The sequence below is a fragment of the Trinickia sp. LjRoot230 genome (genome assembly GCF_964253315.1).
In the GTDB taxonomy this organism is placed as follows: Bacteria; Pseudomonadota; Gammaproteobacteria; order Burkholderiales; family Burkholderiaceae; genus Trinickia.
Map to the genome: position 1 here is coordinate 406,896 of NZ_CAXUQX020000002.1, position 17,342 is coordinate 424,237.

The 17,342-nt window shown below is 61.8% G+C and carries 12 protein-coding genes and 4 pseudogenes; 4 read left to right on the forward strand and 12 right to left on the reverse strand.

The window, feature by feature from the left end; all coding sequences use genetic code 11:
- Positions 1 to 501 precede the first annotated feature (501 nt).
- Positions 502 to 2,439, forward strand: a complete 1,938-nt coding sequence (locus ACSQ20_RS20845) for a sigma-54-dependent Fis family transcriptional regulator (protein WP_436023807.1) — start codon at positions 502 to 504, stop codon at positions 2,437 to 2,439.
- Positions 2,440 to 2,487: 48 nt separating this feature from the next.
- Here the strand turns inward: ACSQ20_RS20845 and ACSQ20_RS20850 are convergent, their stop codons facing one another.
- Positions 2,488 to 2,712 carry a hypothetical protein gene (locus tag ACSQ20_RS20850; RefSeq protein ID WP_436023809.1) on the reverse strand — a complete coding sequence of 75 codons (225 nt, stop codon included), beginning with the start codon at positions 2,710 to 2,712 and terminating at the stop codon, positions 2,488 to 2,490.
- Between the two features lie 444 nt (positions 2,713 to 3,156).
- Between ACSQ20_RS20850 and ACSQ20_RS20855 the strand changes: the two genes are divergently transcribed.
- Positions 3,157 to 4,356, forward strand: coding sequence for a cytochrome P450 (locus ACSQ20_RS20855; protein ID WP_436023811.1), 1,200 nt, complete (start codon positions 3,157 to 3,159; stop codon positions 4,354 to 4,356).
- Between the two features lie 486 nt (positions 4,357 to 4,842).
- Here the strand turns inward: ACSQ20_RS20855 and ACSQ20_RS20860 are convergent.
- Positions 4,843 to 4,929, reverse strand: a pseudogene (locus ACSQ20_RS20860) (HU family DNA-binding protein); the annotation flags it as partial.
- A 174-nt stretch (positions 4,930 to 5,103) separates the two neighbouring features.
- Between ACSQ20_RS20860 and ACSQ20_RS20865 the strand changes: the two are divergent.
- Positions 5,104 to 5,685, forward strand: a complete 582-nt coding sequence (locus ACSQ20_RS20865) for a hypothetical protein (protein ID WP_436023813.1) — start codon at positions 5,104 to 5,106, stop codon at positions 5,683 to 5,685.
- A gap of 221 nt (positions 5,686 to 5,906) precedes the next feature.
- A pseudogene (locus ACSQ20_RS20870) lies at positions 5,907 to 5,987 on the forward strand (IS3 family transposase); the annotation flags it as partial.
- Between the two features lie 271 nt (positions 5,988 to 6,258).
- Here ACSQ20_RS20870 and ACSQ20_RS20875 read toward each other — a convergent pair.
- The 10 genes and pseudogenes from ACSQ20_RS20875 to ACSQ20_RS20920 form a co-directional block, all read right to left on the reverse strand.
- A pseudogene (locus ACSQ20_RS20875) lies at positions 6,259 to 7,917 on the reverse strand (type VI secretion system Vgr family protein); the annotation flags it as partial.
- Between the two features lie 134 nt (positions 7,918 to 8,051).
- Positions 8,052 to 8,237: pseudogene (locus ACSQ20_RS20880) on the reverse strand (hypothetical protein); the annotation flags it as partial.
- Positions 8,238 to 8,259: 22 nt separating this feature from the next.
- Positions 8,260 to 9,405, reverse strand: a complete 1,146-nt coding sequence (gene tssG / locus ACSQ20_RS20885; protein ID WP_436023815.1) for a type VI secretion system baseplate subunit TssG — start codon at positions 9,403 to 9,405, stop codon at positions 8,260 to 8,262.
- Positions 9,330 to 11,201: a type VI secretion system baseplate subunit TssF gene (gene tssF, locus ACSQ20_RS20890; RefSeq protein WP_436023817.1), complete on the reverse strand. Its 1,872-nt coding sequence runs from the start codon at positions 11,199 to 11,201 to the stop codon at positions 9,330 to 9,332. The genes tssG and tssF overlap by 76 nt, the downstream gene beginning before the upstream one ends.
- Before the next feature lie 5 nt (positions 11,202 to 11,206).
- Positions 11,207 to 11,764 carry a type VI secretion system baseplate subunit TssE gene (gene tssE, locus ACSQ20_RS20895; protein ID WP_436025773.1) on the reverse strand — a complete coding sequence of 186 codons (558 nt, stop codon included), beginning with the start codon at positions 11,762 to 11,764 and terminating at the stop codon, positions 11,207 to 11,209.
- Positions 11,765 to 11,791: 27 nt separating this feature from the next.
- A complete protein-coding gene (locus ACSQ20_RS20900) occupies positions 11,792 to 12,283 on the reverse strand; it encodes an Hcp family type VI secretion system effector (protein ID WP_436023819.1) in 492 nt (163 codons plus the stop codon).
- A 34-nt stretch (positions 12,284 to 12,317) separates the two neighbouring features.
- Positions 12,318 to 13,820, reverse strand: coding sequence for a type VI secretion system contractile sheath large subunit (gene tssC / locus ACSQ20_RS20905; RefSeq protein ID WP_436023821.1), 1,503 nt, complete (start codon positions 13,818 to 13,820; stop codon positions 12,318 to 12,320).
- Entirely contained in the window at positions 13,813 to 14,352 is a 540-nt protein-coding gene (gene tssB, locus ACSQ20_RS20910) for a type VI secretion system contractile sheath small subunit (RefSeq protein WP_436023823.1), read from the reverse strand. The genes tssC and tssB overlap by 8 nt, the downstream gene beginning before the upstream one ends.
- 46 nt (positions 14,353 to 14,398) lie before the next feature.
- The gene (tssA, locus tag ACSQ20_RS20915; RefSeq protein ID WP_436023825.1) at positions 14,399 to 15,439 is read right to left on the reverse strand and encodes a type VI secretion system protein TssA; all 1,041 of its coding nucleotides are present in this window, start codon (positions 15,437 to 15,439) and stop codon (positions 14,399 to 14,401) included.
- A gap of 69 nt (positions 15,440 to 15,508) precedes the next feature.
- Entirely contained in the window at positions 15,509 to 17,257 is a 1,749-nt protein-coding gene (locus ACSQ20_RS20920) for a serine/threonine protein kinase (RefSeq protein ID WP_436023827.1), read from the reverse strand.
- Between the last annotated feature and the right edge of the window lie 85 nt (positions 17,258 to 17,342).

A 17,342-nucleotide genomic window follows, 5' to 3' on the forward strand; every position in this document is an offset into this window, starting at 1 on the left:
AGCACCTCGCAAAGGCGTTGTCAGGCTATCAGGCCGATCACATAGATGAGCACGTTGTTAAGTGCGTACACATTGTGCGCAACTTCTACGCCAACAATGATCCGGTCGCATGACAAATCGCGGAAATGCCTGTGCTACCGGCGATTGGCGCAACGCTGCATTTGTACTTTTCTTTGCGGAGTGGCCCTATCGCCCGTCTCAATCGAGACAGCCGCTCAACGCGCTGCATCGTTGCGCTCGCCTGGTCATGCAGCAATTCGCAGAGCCCAGCCCGTACCTGGCGCCGCGCCCTCGGCGTCTCACCTCCTGAGACCTCACTTTCATCACCGTCGCATCGGCCTGAAGCATGATTCCCGATTCGTCATGTGCTATAAGGAGCGCTCAAGAAAGCTGCGTTGCAGCCGTCCCCCCTTTCTCAATCATCTGCGACGCGGTCAAGCACGAACACTCTATCGGGCGCCGTATTGCACTCGCAGCGTGCTGGTAATCGGAGATACGTCTGTGCCGTATCCATCTCAAGTCGATCACATCAATCGCATCATGGCTGTCATAGAGGGGCGTTCGTCCGCACTGGAGCCGCCCAGCCATGTTGTTTCGTCGTGGCGGCGCGCACTCGAGCGGCATCAGCTTGCGCCCGATGCGCCGATCAGACCTCGGGCGCTCACCGCGGCCGAATTGCGCGAAGCACAAGGAAAGGCGGAAGCATTCCTTCGTGCATCTAGCCAGTCACTCGTGCGCCTGCACGACGTCCTCGGAACGGACGGCTACGGCGTCATGCTGACCAATGCCAACGGTGTCGCCGTCGATTGCAGAATCGGACCGGACGTCCGGGACGACTTCAAGCGCGCGGGGATGCACCTTGGTTCCTGCTGGACCGAAGACGAGATGGGAACAGCCGGCGTGCCGACTGTGCTCGCCGATCTCAGGCCAATGACCGTTCATCGGGACGAGCATTTCAGTACGGCCTTTCTGACCGCTGCCTGCAGTGCGGCGCCCATATTTGCGCCGACCGGCGAGCTGCTTGGCGTGCTCGACGCATCGGCACTGCAGGCGCCCAAGAGCCGCGATGATCGACCGTTCGTGCTGCGAACCGTCACACAAGCTGCGCGAATCATAGAAAACGAATATCTCCTCGAGCGAACAGCAAACCACTGGGTTCTCGCTGCCCACAAGGATCGTCACTACGTAGATGCACTGCCGGCGATACTGATCGCCTTCGACGAGTCAGGCAATATCGTTTGCGCCAATCGCCACGCGCGCCCGTGGGTGACAGGCCACGGTGGAGCGCTTCGCCATATCGACGAACTTTTTGTCACCTCGCACGCCTATCTTCGCGACATCGCGCGCACCGACGCCTTGATCGCGCTACAGCTTCGTGAGAATGGAACGACCGTCTATGCGCGCTTGCGGGCGCCGCGGCAGCTTCTGCGTGTTGCTACAGCAGCGCCGATCGGCAAAATCGGTGCCGCTGAGCCAGGCGACTCGCTCATGCAACGGTTCTTCCTCAGTAGCGACGAGCGAATCGCGAGTACGGCACGGCTGGCTTCACGTATCGCCGGCAAGCGAATTTCGATCCTCGTCACCGGTGAAACCGGCGCAGGCAAGGAAGTGTTTGCGCGCGCGATTCACGCCAGCGGCCCACGCTGCGGTAAACCATTCGTGGCCGTTAATTGTGGAGCGATTCCCGAGCAACTGATCGAAAGCGAGCTATTCGGATATTTGCCTGGGGCATTCACGGGCGCACGCAGCAAGGGGGCGCGCGGCAAGATCGCGAGCGCTGACAGCGGAACGCTGTTTCTCGACGAGATCGGCGACATGCCACTGAGCCTGCAGACCCGACTGCTGAGGGTGCTGGCCGATGGCGAGGTCACGCCGCTTGGAAGCGACTCGCCGACGCGGGTCGACGTGGACGTCATCTGCGCGACGCACCGCAATCTTTCGCGAATGGTGGCTGATGGAACGTTCCGCGAGGATCTGTATTACCGCCTCGCCGGCGCGACGTTCAATGTCCCACCTTTACGCGAGCGAACCGATATCCGCGATGTGATCGACGCGGTGTTCCGCGAGGAGGCGGAGTCGATTGCTCCTGCGTTGACACTTGATGCGAGCGTTATAGAGGGGCTTTGCACGTTCCCGTGGCCAGGGAACGTCCGCCAACTGCGCAACGTGCTTCGATATGCATGCGCGGTATGCGAATCGGGCAATGTGGAGCTACGGCACTTGCCTCGCGACTTGTCCTCCTTGCTCGCGCTCCGCACGCAGCGTCAGACATGCTCTTTACGCGCCGATGCGGCAGACGAGCGTGCCCGCATCGTTGCAGCTCTTGCGCTTCATGATTGGAAGGTGCAGGCCGCCACCCGCGCTCTCGGCATGTCGCGCGCGACCTTATACCGGCGTATGGCCGCGCTCGGTATCGTTGCGCCGCATCGCGCTTCGTAGTTGAAAGGGGCTTTGTTCTACAAGGGCTTCCACGTCGGGCTCTTGCGCTCAACGGGGAAGCCCTTGTAAAACAAAGCCGAGATAGGGCAACGCGGCGTCTGCCAGCTTGGCGCGAGCGCTGGCAAAAGCCTGCTCGGAAACGTCGCGCGCGAGACCGGCCTGCTGCCGGAGATGGCCGAAAAACTCGTCGAGTTCGGCCTGGATGCTCTTGCGCAACCCGCACAGCATGACAGCCACCAGCGTGGGCGCGGCAGCTTGCGGCGGCGGTGACATGGTCGCTGCTGCGTGCGCGTTCATGGAATTGCGGGGAGTGCAGCAACGCGGAGAAATCCGCGAACAACAGACGCCGCAAGGCGCAGTCCTTTCCCGGCTATGCTGCGTCTCAACTTTACGTCAATTGGCGGGAAACCCACGCCCACGCCACGCAAGACTCACGTCATCCGTTTCCATTGCTGCACCATGAAACTCTTAACCGACAAAACAGGAGAATGCCAATTGTATTTCGAACCGATTACGTGTCCTGCGAACACCGACGATCGGGCTGCGTATGCCGACAACCAACATTATTTCCTTCCCCCTTGGCCGGACATTCCTTCTCACGACCTTTCTTCATTCGCGTTCTTGCGCAGCTTCGGCCGAAACGGCTTATGTGCGTGGCCACGCCGTGCGTACGAAATCGACTGGCTCGAAAAGCGCACTTTCGGTCGAACCCGTGTATTGCTGAACAGGCCCGACATGATTCACCGCGCGCTCGTCGAAAATCACCGCAACTACCGCCGAACCGACATCGCGATCAGGCTGCTTCGCCCGTTGGTCGGCGACGGCTTGCTGCTCAGTACAGGCGAAAATTGGAAACGTCAGCGACGCACTATGGCGCCTGCGTTCGCTCCGAAAATGTTGCCTATTCTCGCGCGCCATATCGCGCAATGCGCCGATGAGGTCGTACCCGTATTGGCCGCGCGTGATGGCACGCCCGTCGACCTCTTGACCGAAATGCAGGCGCTTGCACTAAAGATCGCCGCACGGTCCATGTTCTCTCTTGAGACGTGGGAATACGGACCAGCCGTACAACGCGAAGTGACTCGGTTCAAGCACTATGCGCGCCCGCACTTCTCTGATTTGCTCACGCCGCTTCCCCTTCCCACGTTTCACGACATCGCCCGCGCGCGCTTCCGTCACCAATGGTCCGCGCTTGTCGATCGTATTATCGATGCGCGCGAACGGGCTCCCAATGACGACGAACCTCGCGATCTGTTCGACCTGTTATGCGCCGCACGCGACCCCGAGGGTGGCGCGGCGTTCAATCGGGCCGAATTGCGGGACCAGGTCGGCACGATGATCGTGGCCGGCCATGAGACATCGGCGCTCACGCTGTTCTGGTCGATCTATCTACTTGCCAGCGCCCCCGCGGAACAGGAAGCGGTCGCTGCGGAAGTACGCGATGTCGATTTGAGTGCGGCGGCCGCGGGCAAGGCGTTGGATGCGCTGCCATACACGAGGGCGGTGATCAACGAAGCGCTGCGCCTTTACCCTCCGGCGTGGATGCTGGTGCGTCGGTGCGTCGAGCCGGAACAGATCGACGAGTTGATCATCAGGCGGGGCACGCATGTCGTGATCAGTCCGTGGGTTCTGCACCGCCATCGCCGGCTTTGGCAGAATCCGGATGCATTCGATCCTTCGCGCTTTTTGCCCAACGCACCGGCGGCCCCTCAGTTCGCCTACCTACCATTCGGCACAGGACCGCGAGTATGCATAGGCGCGCAGTTCGCGCTCGCTGAAGCGACGCTCGTGATTGCGCGTTTGCTTCAATCATTTTTCGTTGAGCTTGCGGACAATAGGCCGGTGCGCCCAAGGGCAATCATGACGACCGCGCCAGAGCACGCGGTGCCATTTCGGCTGAAGCCGAGAAAGCGATGAGTGGTGACACGCTCGAGCGCTTTCGGCACATCTGGAGCGCAGATGCGTGCGCCGCCGAGATGCGGCGCCACGGCGGCATCCTCGATCGAGAGACCAGCCGTTTCTCGCGCCCACCGCAGAATGTCAGGGTTGATGGTTGGCATGTCGTTCTAGGCGTGGGCCACCCCCGAGGGTCGGTATGGCTACTGTTGACTGATGGGCAATTATTGTACGCGGCCCATGTTCCTGCGGGCCAGCCAGGGAACCGATCAGGTTGCCAGTTGGTTTATTGCGACAGAACCGCCTGCGGCGCAGGGCGCGGCCCCCTGAGCCACTCCAGGCGCCACGTCGAGTGCTGCCGTGTCGTGGTGATAGATGTCGAGTGTTGCCTGCGGGCGGCCCGCCATGGTCCATGATGGTGAGGGGCGCTCGACCCGCACGCTGATCCGCCAGCCATGAAAGCGCTCGATGCATTGACCGGTGACCAAGGCCACCCGGACGGCTTCGTCATGACGCGTTGACGGCATCCTTGAAGGCCTTGCCGGACGTGAACTTGACCGTCCTTGCCGCGGCAATCTGGATTTCGGCGCCGGTCATTTGTCTGATAACTTCCGTGATCAGTCGTTTATCGTGACTGGCTCACGTCGTTTGCAGGATCTGTCAGTAAGTATGATGAATACCCGAAAGATTTTGATGATTATTGGAGGACTCCTGCTCGTTACAGCAGGGACCACGTACCTGATACTCCTTCGGGAGGACCGCCGCGCAATGGCACAAGTCACGGCCCCCATGGATGAATCCGCACGCACGCCCGTCGTCGATTCTCGCGTCAGCGATCACGCGACGGAAGACAGCATCGGCGAGTCGAATCCATCCGGCGCAATCACGAAAAGCACTGCCATCGCGCAGCACCCGGTGGTTCCCGCTCCGGCTCCCGCTCTGGCAGTAGCACCTGCGCCCATGACGGCCGCGCCCGCATCCAGTCCGGCCGCCGCACAAGTCACCGCGCAACCGAAACCGGAGGCACAATCGAAGCAGGCGCCATCGACGGCAGTCGCGTCGGTAAACGTGCAGGGCTCCGGTGCGCCGAAGGTGGTTCCGGCGCGGCGCGCCCAGCGTGGACGAAACGGTCTGGACCGTCGCGCGACACCGGAAACGGACGCACTGGTCAGGGAATCAGCGAAGCTCGATCCATCATTGCCTCCGCCGGATATGTCTGCCGCTCGCGCCGCCATGGACCAACGTCGCTCGAAGCCAGGCACCGGCTCGAACCCGGTCGCGGCCGCGATGACGGATCAGCTCATCAGGGATTCGGCCAAGCTCGATCCTTCGCTGCCGCCGCCCAAGTAACCGACTTCTCCGGCAGCACGTGCGGCTGCACGAACGCTCCCGGTACCCGAGCACCGCGCCGCAGTGCTTGGCGCAAACACTTTTCATTTAGAGGTATCGCGCGTCCCGGCATCAATGACGCGGCGCAGTGTGCCCCTGCGCGGCGGCAGAGTCGGCCGCGTGCTCCGCGAGCAGGCGTCGCATCGTCGCCAGCAGCACCGGCACATCGACGGGCTTGCGGGTATAACGCAAAGCGGATCAAGGTCTCGCTTGGCTCACTCAGTCCGCGCGAATACCGAGAGAGCCTCGGCCTTGCGGCGTAACCCAGTCCAAGATTTTAGCCGCACCTCCAGATCCGACTTTTCAAACTCTCACGTGACCTGTGGGACTCATTTGGCAGGTGCGTTTGCGATAAAATAGATAGTTGCGTCCGCAACACGCCGACTGGCACCCATCCGAACAAAGCCCACCGCATCAAGCCTCGATCAGCTTGCCAACAATGGTTACGCCGGCAGGGTCCACGATGATCGAGCCAAGCCCCGCCGACAGAACGATTCTCGGCGCGCTCAGCGTGATTGCTTGTGCTGCGTGCAGCGTATAGCCACCCGCCATCACCTGCACCTCGTGCCCACCTGAACGAACGACGTGCACGCTGTCCCCTTCGACATTGACGGCATAGCTGCCACCCACCGTGTGCGAGTGATCGCGACCGATCGTCAGAGAGTGGTCCTGCTTCGCTTCCACATCGAGATTGCGCTCAGCATGCATCCATACCTGCTCCTCGCCATTGCGGTCCTCGAAGCGCAACGCATTCGCCTGTCTTGCCGTACCGCGAGGCGACGACCTCGATAAAATCCCGCTTTGCGTCGCATTCGCCGGCAAAGCCCATGGCGGCATCCGCTCGCCGTTGTACAAACGCCCGGTGACGACGGGAAAGTCCGGGTTGCCGTCGAGAAAATCCACCAAGACTTCGTCGCCGATACGCGGCACCTGCACGTGCCCGAAGCCGCCACCGGACCAGGGACCGGCTACGCGCACCCAGCACGACGAATTCTGGTCGGACCGGCCATAACGGTCCCAGTGAAACTGCAATTTCACGCGTCCAAATCGATCCGTCCAGATCTCCTCGCCTTGGGGGCCGACGACCGTGGCCGTTTGCGTTCCATCCATGCGGGGGCATGGCGTACTGCGGATCAATCGGTACGGCAGACTCGAGGGCTGGACCAATATTTCGGTGTCGTGCTGCACAGCTTGCGCGCGATGATCGCTTGCATAGGCGTTTTCGCAAAACGAATACCGGCAGCGCACGGCAAGATATTCTCGGTTTTGATCCGCGCGGGGGCATCGCGTCAGCGTGAAAAGATAGCCCGGCGCCATTGTGCGCGCATTGGTATCGGCGCGCGCGCGCTCGTGAAGCGCCTGCAACTGCTCGAGACGCACGCGACCGTAATGGGCGCCTTGTATATCGTCGCAATAGCCTCCGGGCCATTCGAACACCGCATAGCCGTCATGTGCATGCCCGCGCGGCCCGACGCGCTGGACCGAAAGGTCGGCACGCGGCTTCGTGAAGTCGAAGTCGCTGGTTTGATATTTGCCGACGCTCATTTGCTCTGCAAGCACCCAACGTTCGATATGTTCCTGATCGGCAATCGCGAGACGATCGGGAGCGATAAATGGAATCGTCCCGCTGCCAGGCAACGTCGCGTGAGACGACATCGCGTCGCAAAGCATCAGCGTGTGATCTTTTGCATCGTGCCTGAAGTAGTAATAGATGCCTTCGCTTTCCATGAGCCGCGAGACAAACGCGGCGTCCGACTCGTTGTACTGTACGCAGTACTCCCGCGGAGCGTACGTCTGCGCCAACCGGTCTTCGAGCGGAAAGCCGTACGGGGCCAGCACTTCCCGCACGATTTGCGGCACGGTCTTGTTCTGAAAGATCCGGCAGTCCGAGCGAAGCGTCGCGAGCCAAAGCCACGGTCGAACGACCAGTTCGTAGCCATAGTGACGCTCGGCGTGCCGCCCACTCAGGGACACCGATGCAATCAGCCCGTTCAGATAACGCGCCGAGCCTCCTTGCTGCTCGATACGCACGCTCAGCGCCTTGCCGAGCAGCTCGCGCAGGGACAAGCTGTGGCTGTCGGCGAGGGCCTCGATGCGATATTCGAACATCCGCCCCAGCTCTTCCTCGCCGTCGAGACGATAGAAACTGAGCGCGTCGGTGCCGGGAACATTCAGTGTGAAGATGCGCGACACGCCGTGTCCTCCCGCTCGAATCGATAAACGGACTCGCCGCCTGCCACGCTCACTTCGATTGCGGCGAGTGCAGCGCCGTCGATCATCGCTTGCAGTATTTCCCGGCTGATTCGGGGCAGCAGCGTGCGCGAGAGAATATTGAAGCGCAGCAAGATGCGATGCAAATCGCTGTTCGCCTGCTGCAGCATCTGGTTCAACCAGTGCGCGAGCTCGACGCAGGTTTTCCCGCGCGAGCGGCAAAACCGGGTCGCTTCTTCCAGCGTCTTGTACAAAAATGGATTCAGTTTTCTGAAGAGGGCCATTCGGCCGATGTCTGACATAGTATGGTCCGTGAAAGCTTGCTCATCGTGGGAGATATGCGTCATCCGCGCTCGGCCGTCGGCAGCGGCGATACGCGGCGTAGTCGAGCAGAAGATCGCGTGCGGGCCCGGTATCGAGCCGTCGGCCAAGCCATGTGCTTTGACCCAGCCCGAGGCGCGTTCCGAGCGCGCATGCTGGCACGTCGTCACGCACAAGCTCGAGTTGGACGTCCCAATCGAACTCAACGCCTGCGTATTCGCGCACCCACTGCTCCAATTGCCGCGCATCGCGTCCGCCCGGCATAAAGCGCCGATATTGTTCGAGCGAAAGCGGACCGAGCACGATCCGGATGCTCGACTGCGCATCGCGCACGGCACTGCCCAGCACCGCGTCACCGAGCGGCACGGTTGGCGAGGTCGCGCGTATGACGCAGCGCTGGCTGCGATCGAGCCGAACCCATTTCGCCATATGCTCGACGATGCGCACCGCCACACCGAAGTGACACCGCAGTATCTGAACCAGTCCTTCCGGATTGCGCGAATGCCGTACCAGGTGTGGGGCATGAAAGTAGAGCGCGTGGGGAGCAAGGCTGTTGCTCGGGCCCTTGCGCTCATCGGGCGCGCGCCCGATCAGGCTTGCAATGTAGGTTTCGAATCGGGCGCGCCCGGGCCTGTCGAGACCGACGACCGGCTGCGCATCCGCCCATGCCCGATAGAACAGCACGATCAGCCGGTGGTGGAACAGATCGGCAAAAGCAGCGAATGTCGAATCGTCATGCTGCGCCGCCCGCTCATGCGCATATTCCGTCAGATGCAGCGGCAACGGCCCGTTCGGCCCGAAGAGGCCGAAGCCGTGAATCGCAATGCGGGGTACTGTGTCACCCTCTTCCACGCCGGCCACCATCGATGCGGCAAACGCGAGCGAGGGAACCTGGCCGAGTCTGGCCGGCTCATCCTGAGGTCTTGTCGCCTGACCAAGCGGCGCGCAGTCTGTCGACAGTGCATCCAGCCAGCGCAGCGCCTGAAACAGATCGTAGCCGTGAGGCGAAGCTCGCAGTGCTCGCCACCACGCATCGCGTCGCGGGTGCGCCGGTAACGATTCGACGGGTGGACTCATACCGTGGGCCGCCTGCCCACGCGCGACGGCCACTGTGCAAGCATGCCCCGCTGGACGCTGCGCAATGAGCATTCCGTGAAGGAATTGATCGACACATGCCGCGCAAAGAACTGTTCCAACACCGCGCCGAGCAGGTAGGGGCTGTCGCCTGCAAACGCAGGGTCATCGACTTTCATCTCGACGTGCACGCCACGCCCGAACATAACAGGACCTTTGGCCGGCAAGCGCCGAAATACCGGCGTGAAAGCAATACGACGCAAGCCGTCGATCTGCCTGCGCATCGCCGCATCGGCGGGATCAGCATGCAATTCGAGCAACCCTCGCAATACGCTCGCGCCTTCGTCGTCGTCGAGATCCGTCAAAGTCTGCCGTGCCAGCCCGAGATGGCTGATCAGCCTCCATGCGGATTGGCCCTCGGCAATCGACGGGCGGGGCCGTGAGGGACCGCGAATCATGGCGATTCGTTCGACGGGGGCGGAGATGCGCAACGTGAGTCTGCGCGTCTCGCCAGGCGGCATCAGCAACACGAGATCGCGGTTGGTGCAAAGCGTATCGACCGAAAGATAACGAATTGCTTCGCTGAATGGAGCGCACTGACTATCCACCAGCGATACGTATGCCTCGCTGCCCAAATACTCGCTTCGGGTTCCGTTCGTGCGAGCGTGCTCGGCAAGGAGCCGCGGTTCGCGGCGGACAGTGTAGTAAGCGCCGTAGTTGTCGTCGTCGCCCGCGAACGACCCATTAAACGCGCGAAACTCGCGAGCGGGCGTGTCTTCATGCGAGTCACTCGAAAGCTTTTGCACGGCATACACTTCGTAGTCGAGCGGCCTGCTGCGATCCACTACGACGTGCTGCTCCCGAGCACCCTGCATCACAGGCAAGCGGTCTGCGCGGCGTTCGAACAGATTGATCGCCGGCGTACAGTTGAGCGCGAGATGCTCAATATCGACTACGTTCTCAAGGCCTGCACCGGGGCAGTCGAGCAATAAGGTCAGTTCGATCTCGTCGCCGCTTGCGCGCGCGAACGCCGGCTGCAATCCCTTCGCGCTGAAAAACAGAAAGCGTGCCGGAAATGCAAAGTATTCGCGCAGCAAGCGATAACCGTGGAAACTTCGACCGTCATCGGGCAACAGGGCCTGAGTCGCGTCGAATCCCTCGTGCACGACGGCCTCCGGGCCCGACGCGTGTAGCCAGCGCGGTCGATTGCCCCCTTCATGACACACCACGCCGAGTGTATGGTTGACGACGCGTTCGAGGAGTTGCTGAGCCTCGCGCTCAGGACCGGCGAAATAAAACGTCAATCGATCGATAGGCAATTCGGCAAGCTTGAATCCACCGCTCGCGCGCAGCCTGATTCGCAACGCCCCGCGCACTTCGCCGCGCGCCGCTATCATGGACAGCGGCAGATCGGCGGGCACACCTGCCATCGTCACGCGCGTCAACTCGATAGGCCATAACGTCAGGTCGTGGGCCGTGCGAAATTCACACGGTGTCTGCGCAGCACCGCTCGGACTCGCGCGCAGCACCGTACCGGCTGGCAGCGTGCAACCCTGCGCCAGGCTGCCTTCGTTCAACATCGGGATGAACTGCGCAATCGCCATGGAAGGCAACGGTGCGAGATAGGCGGGATACACCGCATCGAGCAACGCTTGCGTGAAGCGAGGAAACTCGGCGTCCATCTTCATTTGCACACGTGCGGTCAGAAAGCTGAAGCCTTCCAGAAGACGCTCGACGTACGGATCGGGCGGCGCGGCATCATCCATGCGCAAGCGGGCCGCCACCTTGGGGAACCGCTTTGCGAATTCGGCGCCAAGCTCGCGCAAATACGTCAGTTCGCGGTTGTAATACTCGAGCAGATCAGCGTTCATCGACTTCAAGTTGTGTGCGGCGTCAGAAAAGACATTGCGCCCGTTTCCAGATCGAGGCTCGATCGCAATACGAAGTCGACCGGACGAGGGATCGACCACAAGGCACCCTTGATCTCGAAGGTCAGCACGTTGGGCCGCCCCGGCTTCGCAGCATCGCGGCCCTGCTCCGAGACGCTGCGCACCTCGACGCTATCGGCGACGATGCGAGGCTCGAATCGCAGGATCGCGTCGCGGATCGATGCCTCGACCGCCATTCGCTCCACTGCCGACATATATCGGCCGACGAACGAACGCATACCGAAATTGGCCACCGAATTCTGCGCGTGCGGGAAACTGGACCAATCGGTCCACCCATCCTCGGCGTTTCGCGTATTGAGCAACCATGACAGATCGCGCACCACCGCCGCACGCAGACGCTCGTTGTCGATTGCCCAGGCAAGTGCGCCCTCGGACCGTTGCCTCGGCTCGGCGTCGGTCAGTCGATCGAGCAAGGCGGGCTGCGGCCGATCGCCCGGCCCGCCAGCCTTGCGTGCGTCCCGGGTTCCGTCCTCCCTAAGCGCTATGTCGTCCAAGATCGTGGCTCCCTGGCGTTACATCTCGGTGTTTTCCTTGATGTTCCAGCCGACCGTGACTTCGGCGCCCTTGCCGCCGGTGTCGTTCTGCTGCCAGTACTGCTTCTTGACCTTCGCCGCCTGGAAGCCGTAGTTCATGAGCAGGCGGTCCGCCGGATCGCTCGGATCCACACCGGTCACCTGCGCTGAGGTCACGAGCACCTCCTGAAGCGTGATACGCATGAACTCGATTTGCGAGCCACCTGTCTTGCACGCCGACACTTCGACGCTCGCAATGTGCTTGCCGGTGACGCAGTTCTTGACGATTGCCGCCGTCCCTTTGTCCATGTATGCGACCACGACCAGGTCGTTGAAGCTCGCCCTGCCCGCGTTGCCGCCGCTTCCGCTCGCCATCGCGCCCGGTTGCGTCGCGCCCCAGGAGAACGACTGGATATCGGTCCAGTTTTTATGCTGGGAATCCGCCGATTCGCCGGTGACGCCATCGACCTTCATGAACAGTGCTACACCCATCGAAGACTCCTTGAGAGTTGAGTTTCGTGTTCAATCATTCGCCGGCCGTCTTTGCGGACGGCAGCCTGGAGACCAGTCGCAGCGACACCGTCAGCCCTTCGAGCTGGTAATGCGGTCGCAAAAAGAACTTCGAGGTGTAGTAGCCCGGGTTGTCCTCGACCGACTCGACAACGACCTCTGCGGCCGCCAACGGCTTGCGTGCCTTGGTCTCCTGCGACGAATTCGCGGGATCGCCGTCCACGTAATTCATGATCCAGTCGTTCAACCAGCGCTCCATATCTTCCCGCTCCCGGAACGAACCGATCTTGTCGCGCACGATGCACTTGAGGTAGTGGGCAAAACGGCAGCAGGCGAACAGATAGGGCAGCCGAGCCGAAAGCCGCGCATTGGCCGTCGCGTCGGCGTTGTGGTATTCGGCTGGCTGCAGGAGCGATTGCGCACCGATGAAAGCGGCGAAATCCGAGTTCTTTCGATGCACGAGCGGCATGAAGCCATTCTTGGCGAGCTCTGCCTCGCGGCGGTCGCTGATGGCGACTTCCGTCGGACATTTCTGATCCACCCCGCCGTCGTCGGTCGGAAACGTGTGACACGGCAAGCCCTCCACGGCGCCGCCCGACTCCACGCCGCGAATCGACGAGCACCAGCCATAGAGCTTGAAGGATCGATTGACGTTGACCGCCATGGCATAGGCTGAATTGGCCCATGTATAGCGATCGTGCTTCGCACCGTCGGTCTGCTCCTCGAAATCGAATTCGTCGACTGGACTGGTGCGTGCGCCGTACGGAAGGCGCGCAAGAAAGCGAGGCATCGCGAGGCCGAGATAGCGAGAATCGTCCGAATCCCGCAGGCTGCGCCACGCCGCATATTCGGTATTCTGAAAGATCTTCGTCAGATCGCGGGGATTCGCGAGCTCCTGCCACGAATCCATCTGCATCAGCTCGGGCGACGCGCCGCCGATAAAAGGGGCGTGCGCTGCCGCTGCAATCTTCGACAACTCGCCAAGCATTTCCACGTCGGGCGGACTGTGATTGAAGTAGAAGTCGCCGACCAGGCAACCGAACGGCTCTCCGCCGAACTGCCCATATTCCTCTTCGTACACTTTGCGGAACAGCGGGCTCTGGTCCCACGCCACCCCCTTGTAACGCTTGAGCGAACGGGCCAGCTCCGGTTTCGAAATGGGCAGCACCTTGATCTTCAGCAACTCGTCGGTCTCGGTATTGTTCACGAGGTAGTGCAGCCCCCGCCAAGCCCCTTCGAGAGACTGAAGCGCTTCGTCATGGAGAATCAGATTGATCTGCTCGGTCAGCTTTCGATCGATCTCGGCAATGATTTGCTTGACGCTCCCGTAGGCGTCCGTCGTCATGCAGACGGTGTTTTCGAGTGCCTGTTGCGCGAGCGTGCGCACGGCACGCTCCACCGACTGCCGCGCCTGCTCGGTCTTCGACTTGAACTCCTTTTGCAGCAATGCCTGAAATTCGTCACGAACGACAACAGCCTGCGCGCTGTCGATCGCATCGGCCTGTACGCGATCAGTCATGGTCCGCCTCCTCTCGATTCCCGCCCGGCGCGGGCTCGCGCGTGAGCGCCTTCAACAGAACCGGGTTGTTGATTGCGTTGCCGATCAGTTGCTCCGCGCCGTGCTTGCCGTCCATGTACGACAGCAGGTTCGACAGTTCCGTGCGCGCTGCGAGCAAACGGCGCAACGCGTCCACATTGCGGGCAATCGCAGCCGGAGAGAAGTCGTCGATGCTCTCGAACGTCAGATCGACATTGAGCATTCCGTCGCCGGACAACGTGTTCGGCACTTGAAACGCCACGCGTGGCGCGATCGACTTCATCCGCTCGTCGAAATTGTCGACATCGACCTCGAGAAACTTGCGCTCCATGAGGTCTGGCAATGCTTCGGACTGCTTACCACCCAGATCCGCCAGCACGCCCATAACGAACGGCAACTGCACCTTGCGCTCCGCGCCGTACGCCTCGACGTCGTATTCGATCTGCACGCGCGGCGCACGATTGCGCGCGATGAATTTCTGGCCGCTGGCCGAACCCTTTTTCCCTGTGCTCATGTGCTCCTCGATTGCGCTATTGAACAGGCGACGCTGTCACGCCGCATTACCCGCTTCGTTGTCCGCTCAGCAGCTCGATCTGAGGCAGACTCTCGGGAGCGAGATCCCGGATGATTTCCAAAAAGTCGAGCGACAGCAGACGATGCGCACGCCGCAACAGAATGGGTGCGGGGTGGCTCGGCTCGTAGTGCTCGAAGTATCGACATACCTTCTCCAGAGCCATCCTGACGTCGTCGCGGCTTGCAAGTTCGACCTCTCGCCAGGTGATGCCGACAAGGGCACCGCCGCCGACGCCTCGGTCCGAATCGCCAGGCGGCGAGGCGTGAGCGGTCGTCGCCCGCGACGCTTCAGCCTCTTGCGCAGCCGAACGCGTGAGCACCTCTCGGGCGATGTGCCGTAACGTCTTTTCGAATTCGCTCGCATCGGGTATCCATTCGACACCCAGTCTGGCAGTCACGCACTCGCGGATCGCGTCGAGCGCATCCAGCGTGGCGAGCGCGGCAAGGAAAAGAGGCTCGCTTTCGTCTCGCGCTCGTTGCAAATCGGCCTTCAGGCGATCCAACCCTCCCGAATATTCGGCTTGCTCTCCATCGCATCCGTTCAGCACGCGTTCAGCCTCGCGAACGCTCAAGCCGTTTTCAAGCATTGGCTGATAGCGCACGGCACGAGCGCATTCATGCGCGCCCGCCACTTCGGCCAATGCGTTCATCCGAGGTGCCGGATCGTACTCGCCGTCGCTGTCCAGTCGCGGGTGCAGATCGTCCCACCACGAATCGATTAACCCAGCGAGCAATCTCAGGCCGTCGGCATAACCGGCAATGCCGTGCAGTTCGATCCAGCTGCGCACCAGATGCGCGACAACGCGCAGGTCTTTCGTGCGTTCGCATAGCCCGAGCGCAAGACGCTCGACGGCCGGCCAATCTGGCTCTTGCGCAGGAATCACGACGTCGCCGTACTGCTGCTCGGGCTTTCGCTTCGCACTCTGCATGAGCAAAAGATAATCCGCCTGATACTCCAGGTTTGGGCCGCAGGGCTCCTCCGGCACGATACCGGCGAGCAACGAATCGGTGAAGTTCGAACGAAGCACGGCTACTCCAATGACTGGACTGATCTGCACGAACGGAGAACACGATGCCTTCCGCCACGCGTACGCGGCCTATCCGAATGCATAGTCGATGCTCACGGGTTTACCGCCGGGTTCGATCTTCAGCGTGCGCTGCAGCGGCGGGAAAGTGCCATTGCGAATCTCGATCTGATACGTTCCGGGCGGCAGGGCCAGCATCTTGATCGGCGGACTCGCGCCGCGCCTGACGCCGTTCACGACGATGTCGCCCCAGGGCTGGATACGGAAACGTACGGGGACGGTAGCAGCGACGCTCGGGTCATACCGCGCGGGAGCGGCATTCGACGCCGCCGCCGCTTGTGCGGCGAGTCCCGACGCCGGCCCGGCGACGACCGCCTCCGATGTGTCGAGGCTGCCTGCCGGAGCGAGGTTCGTGCCCAATGCAGCGCTGGCGGAAGCGGCCGCTGGCGACGTGGCACTCGCCACCTGAACCGCGGCTTGCGTAACCTCGCGCGGCAGAGGCACGGATGCGGCCGCCGCGTTCGGCGGCGCGGCGCTCACCTGATTGGAACGAGGGACGTTCGCGCTTATCGATGTCGACGCTGCCGAATGTCCGGCAGGCTTGCGCCAATGCACGACGCCGGTGGCAATCAGCAGCGCAGCCAAAAGCACACAGCCTGAGTAAAGATGCGATCGACGCACCCTCCATCGCCGTGGCTGCGGTGTCGAATGACCGCCCGGCTCGCTGCTCTCGCTCGCAATCGCTGGAGGTTCGGACGCCTGCTCTGCCGTCGCATTCGCAGCAGCCGCGGCTTCGGCTACGGGTTCAGCTTCCACCGGTGCATCGGGGAGATCAGCACGACTGCCCTGCTCGGTTGGCGTAAGTGCTGCTGACTCGAATTCGGCGATGCCCAGCTCGGCCGCGAACTCTGCGGCCGATTGAGGACGATCGGCTATGCGCAACTGCAGCGCGTGGTCGATCGCCGACAGAAAAGCAGGGCTGTACCGGTCATGGTCAGGAAATATGCTTGTGGCCAGCGGCCGATAGCTATCCTTGATGCTGCGCACGACGGCCGCCGGAGGCAGCTCGCCAGTCACCATTGCGTGCATGACCGCACCAAGCGCATAAAGATCGGTCCACGGACCCTGGCCGAAAGCGGGATCGTCGGTGTACTGCTCGATCGGTGCGTAGCCAGGCTTGAGCATCATGGCGCCATCGTCGACAAGATCGCCGATCTGCTTGCGCGCTGCGCCAAAGTCAAGCAAGACAGGGCTTCCGTCCGGCCGGATCAAAATGTTGTCGAGCGAAATATCACGGTGATAGCACTGTGCGCGATGAAGCTCGTCGAGCGCGCTCAGCAAGGCGATCAAGATGCTGCACAACTGCGCCTCGCCCATCCGCCCGCGTCCGTCCGCGAGCTGCTTGAGCGTTCTACCTTCGTAAAACGGCGTCACCATGTAGGCGGTGCCATGACGCTCCCAGAAATGCAGGACCTTGATGAGGCCGGGATGCTCGAACTGCGCAAGCAGTCGCGCCTCGTTCAAGAAGGCCGAGCGCCCCGCACCGAAAGCCTGAGCGAAGCGTTCGGCGCGCAACGACACGGTGAAGTCGCCGCCGCGAATGGCAAGCAGCGACGGCATGTACTCCTTAACGGCCACCACGCGCCGTAACGTGCGATCGAAGGCCCGATAGACGATCCCGAAGCCGCCGATACCCACGATCTCTTCAATCTGCAAGTCGCCAAGCAGATGACCGACCGGCAGCGGCCGCACATCGTCGTCGGCCACTTCACCGCCCGCAGTCGCGTCACGCCCCACATCTCTCGAAAACCGATCAGTCATTCGCCAATCTTCCTTATGCTCACGGTGCCCATGCCATCCTCACACGCGTCCATGCACGGCACGCGACGTTACTAACACCCGGGGT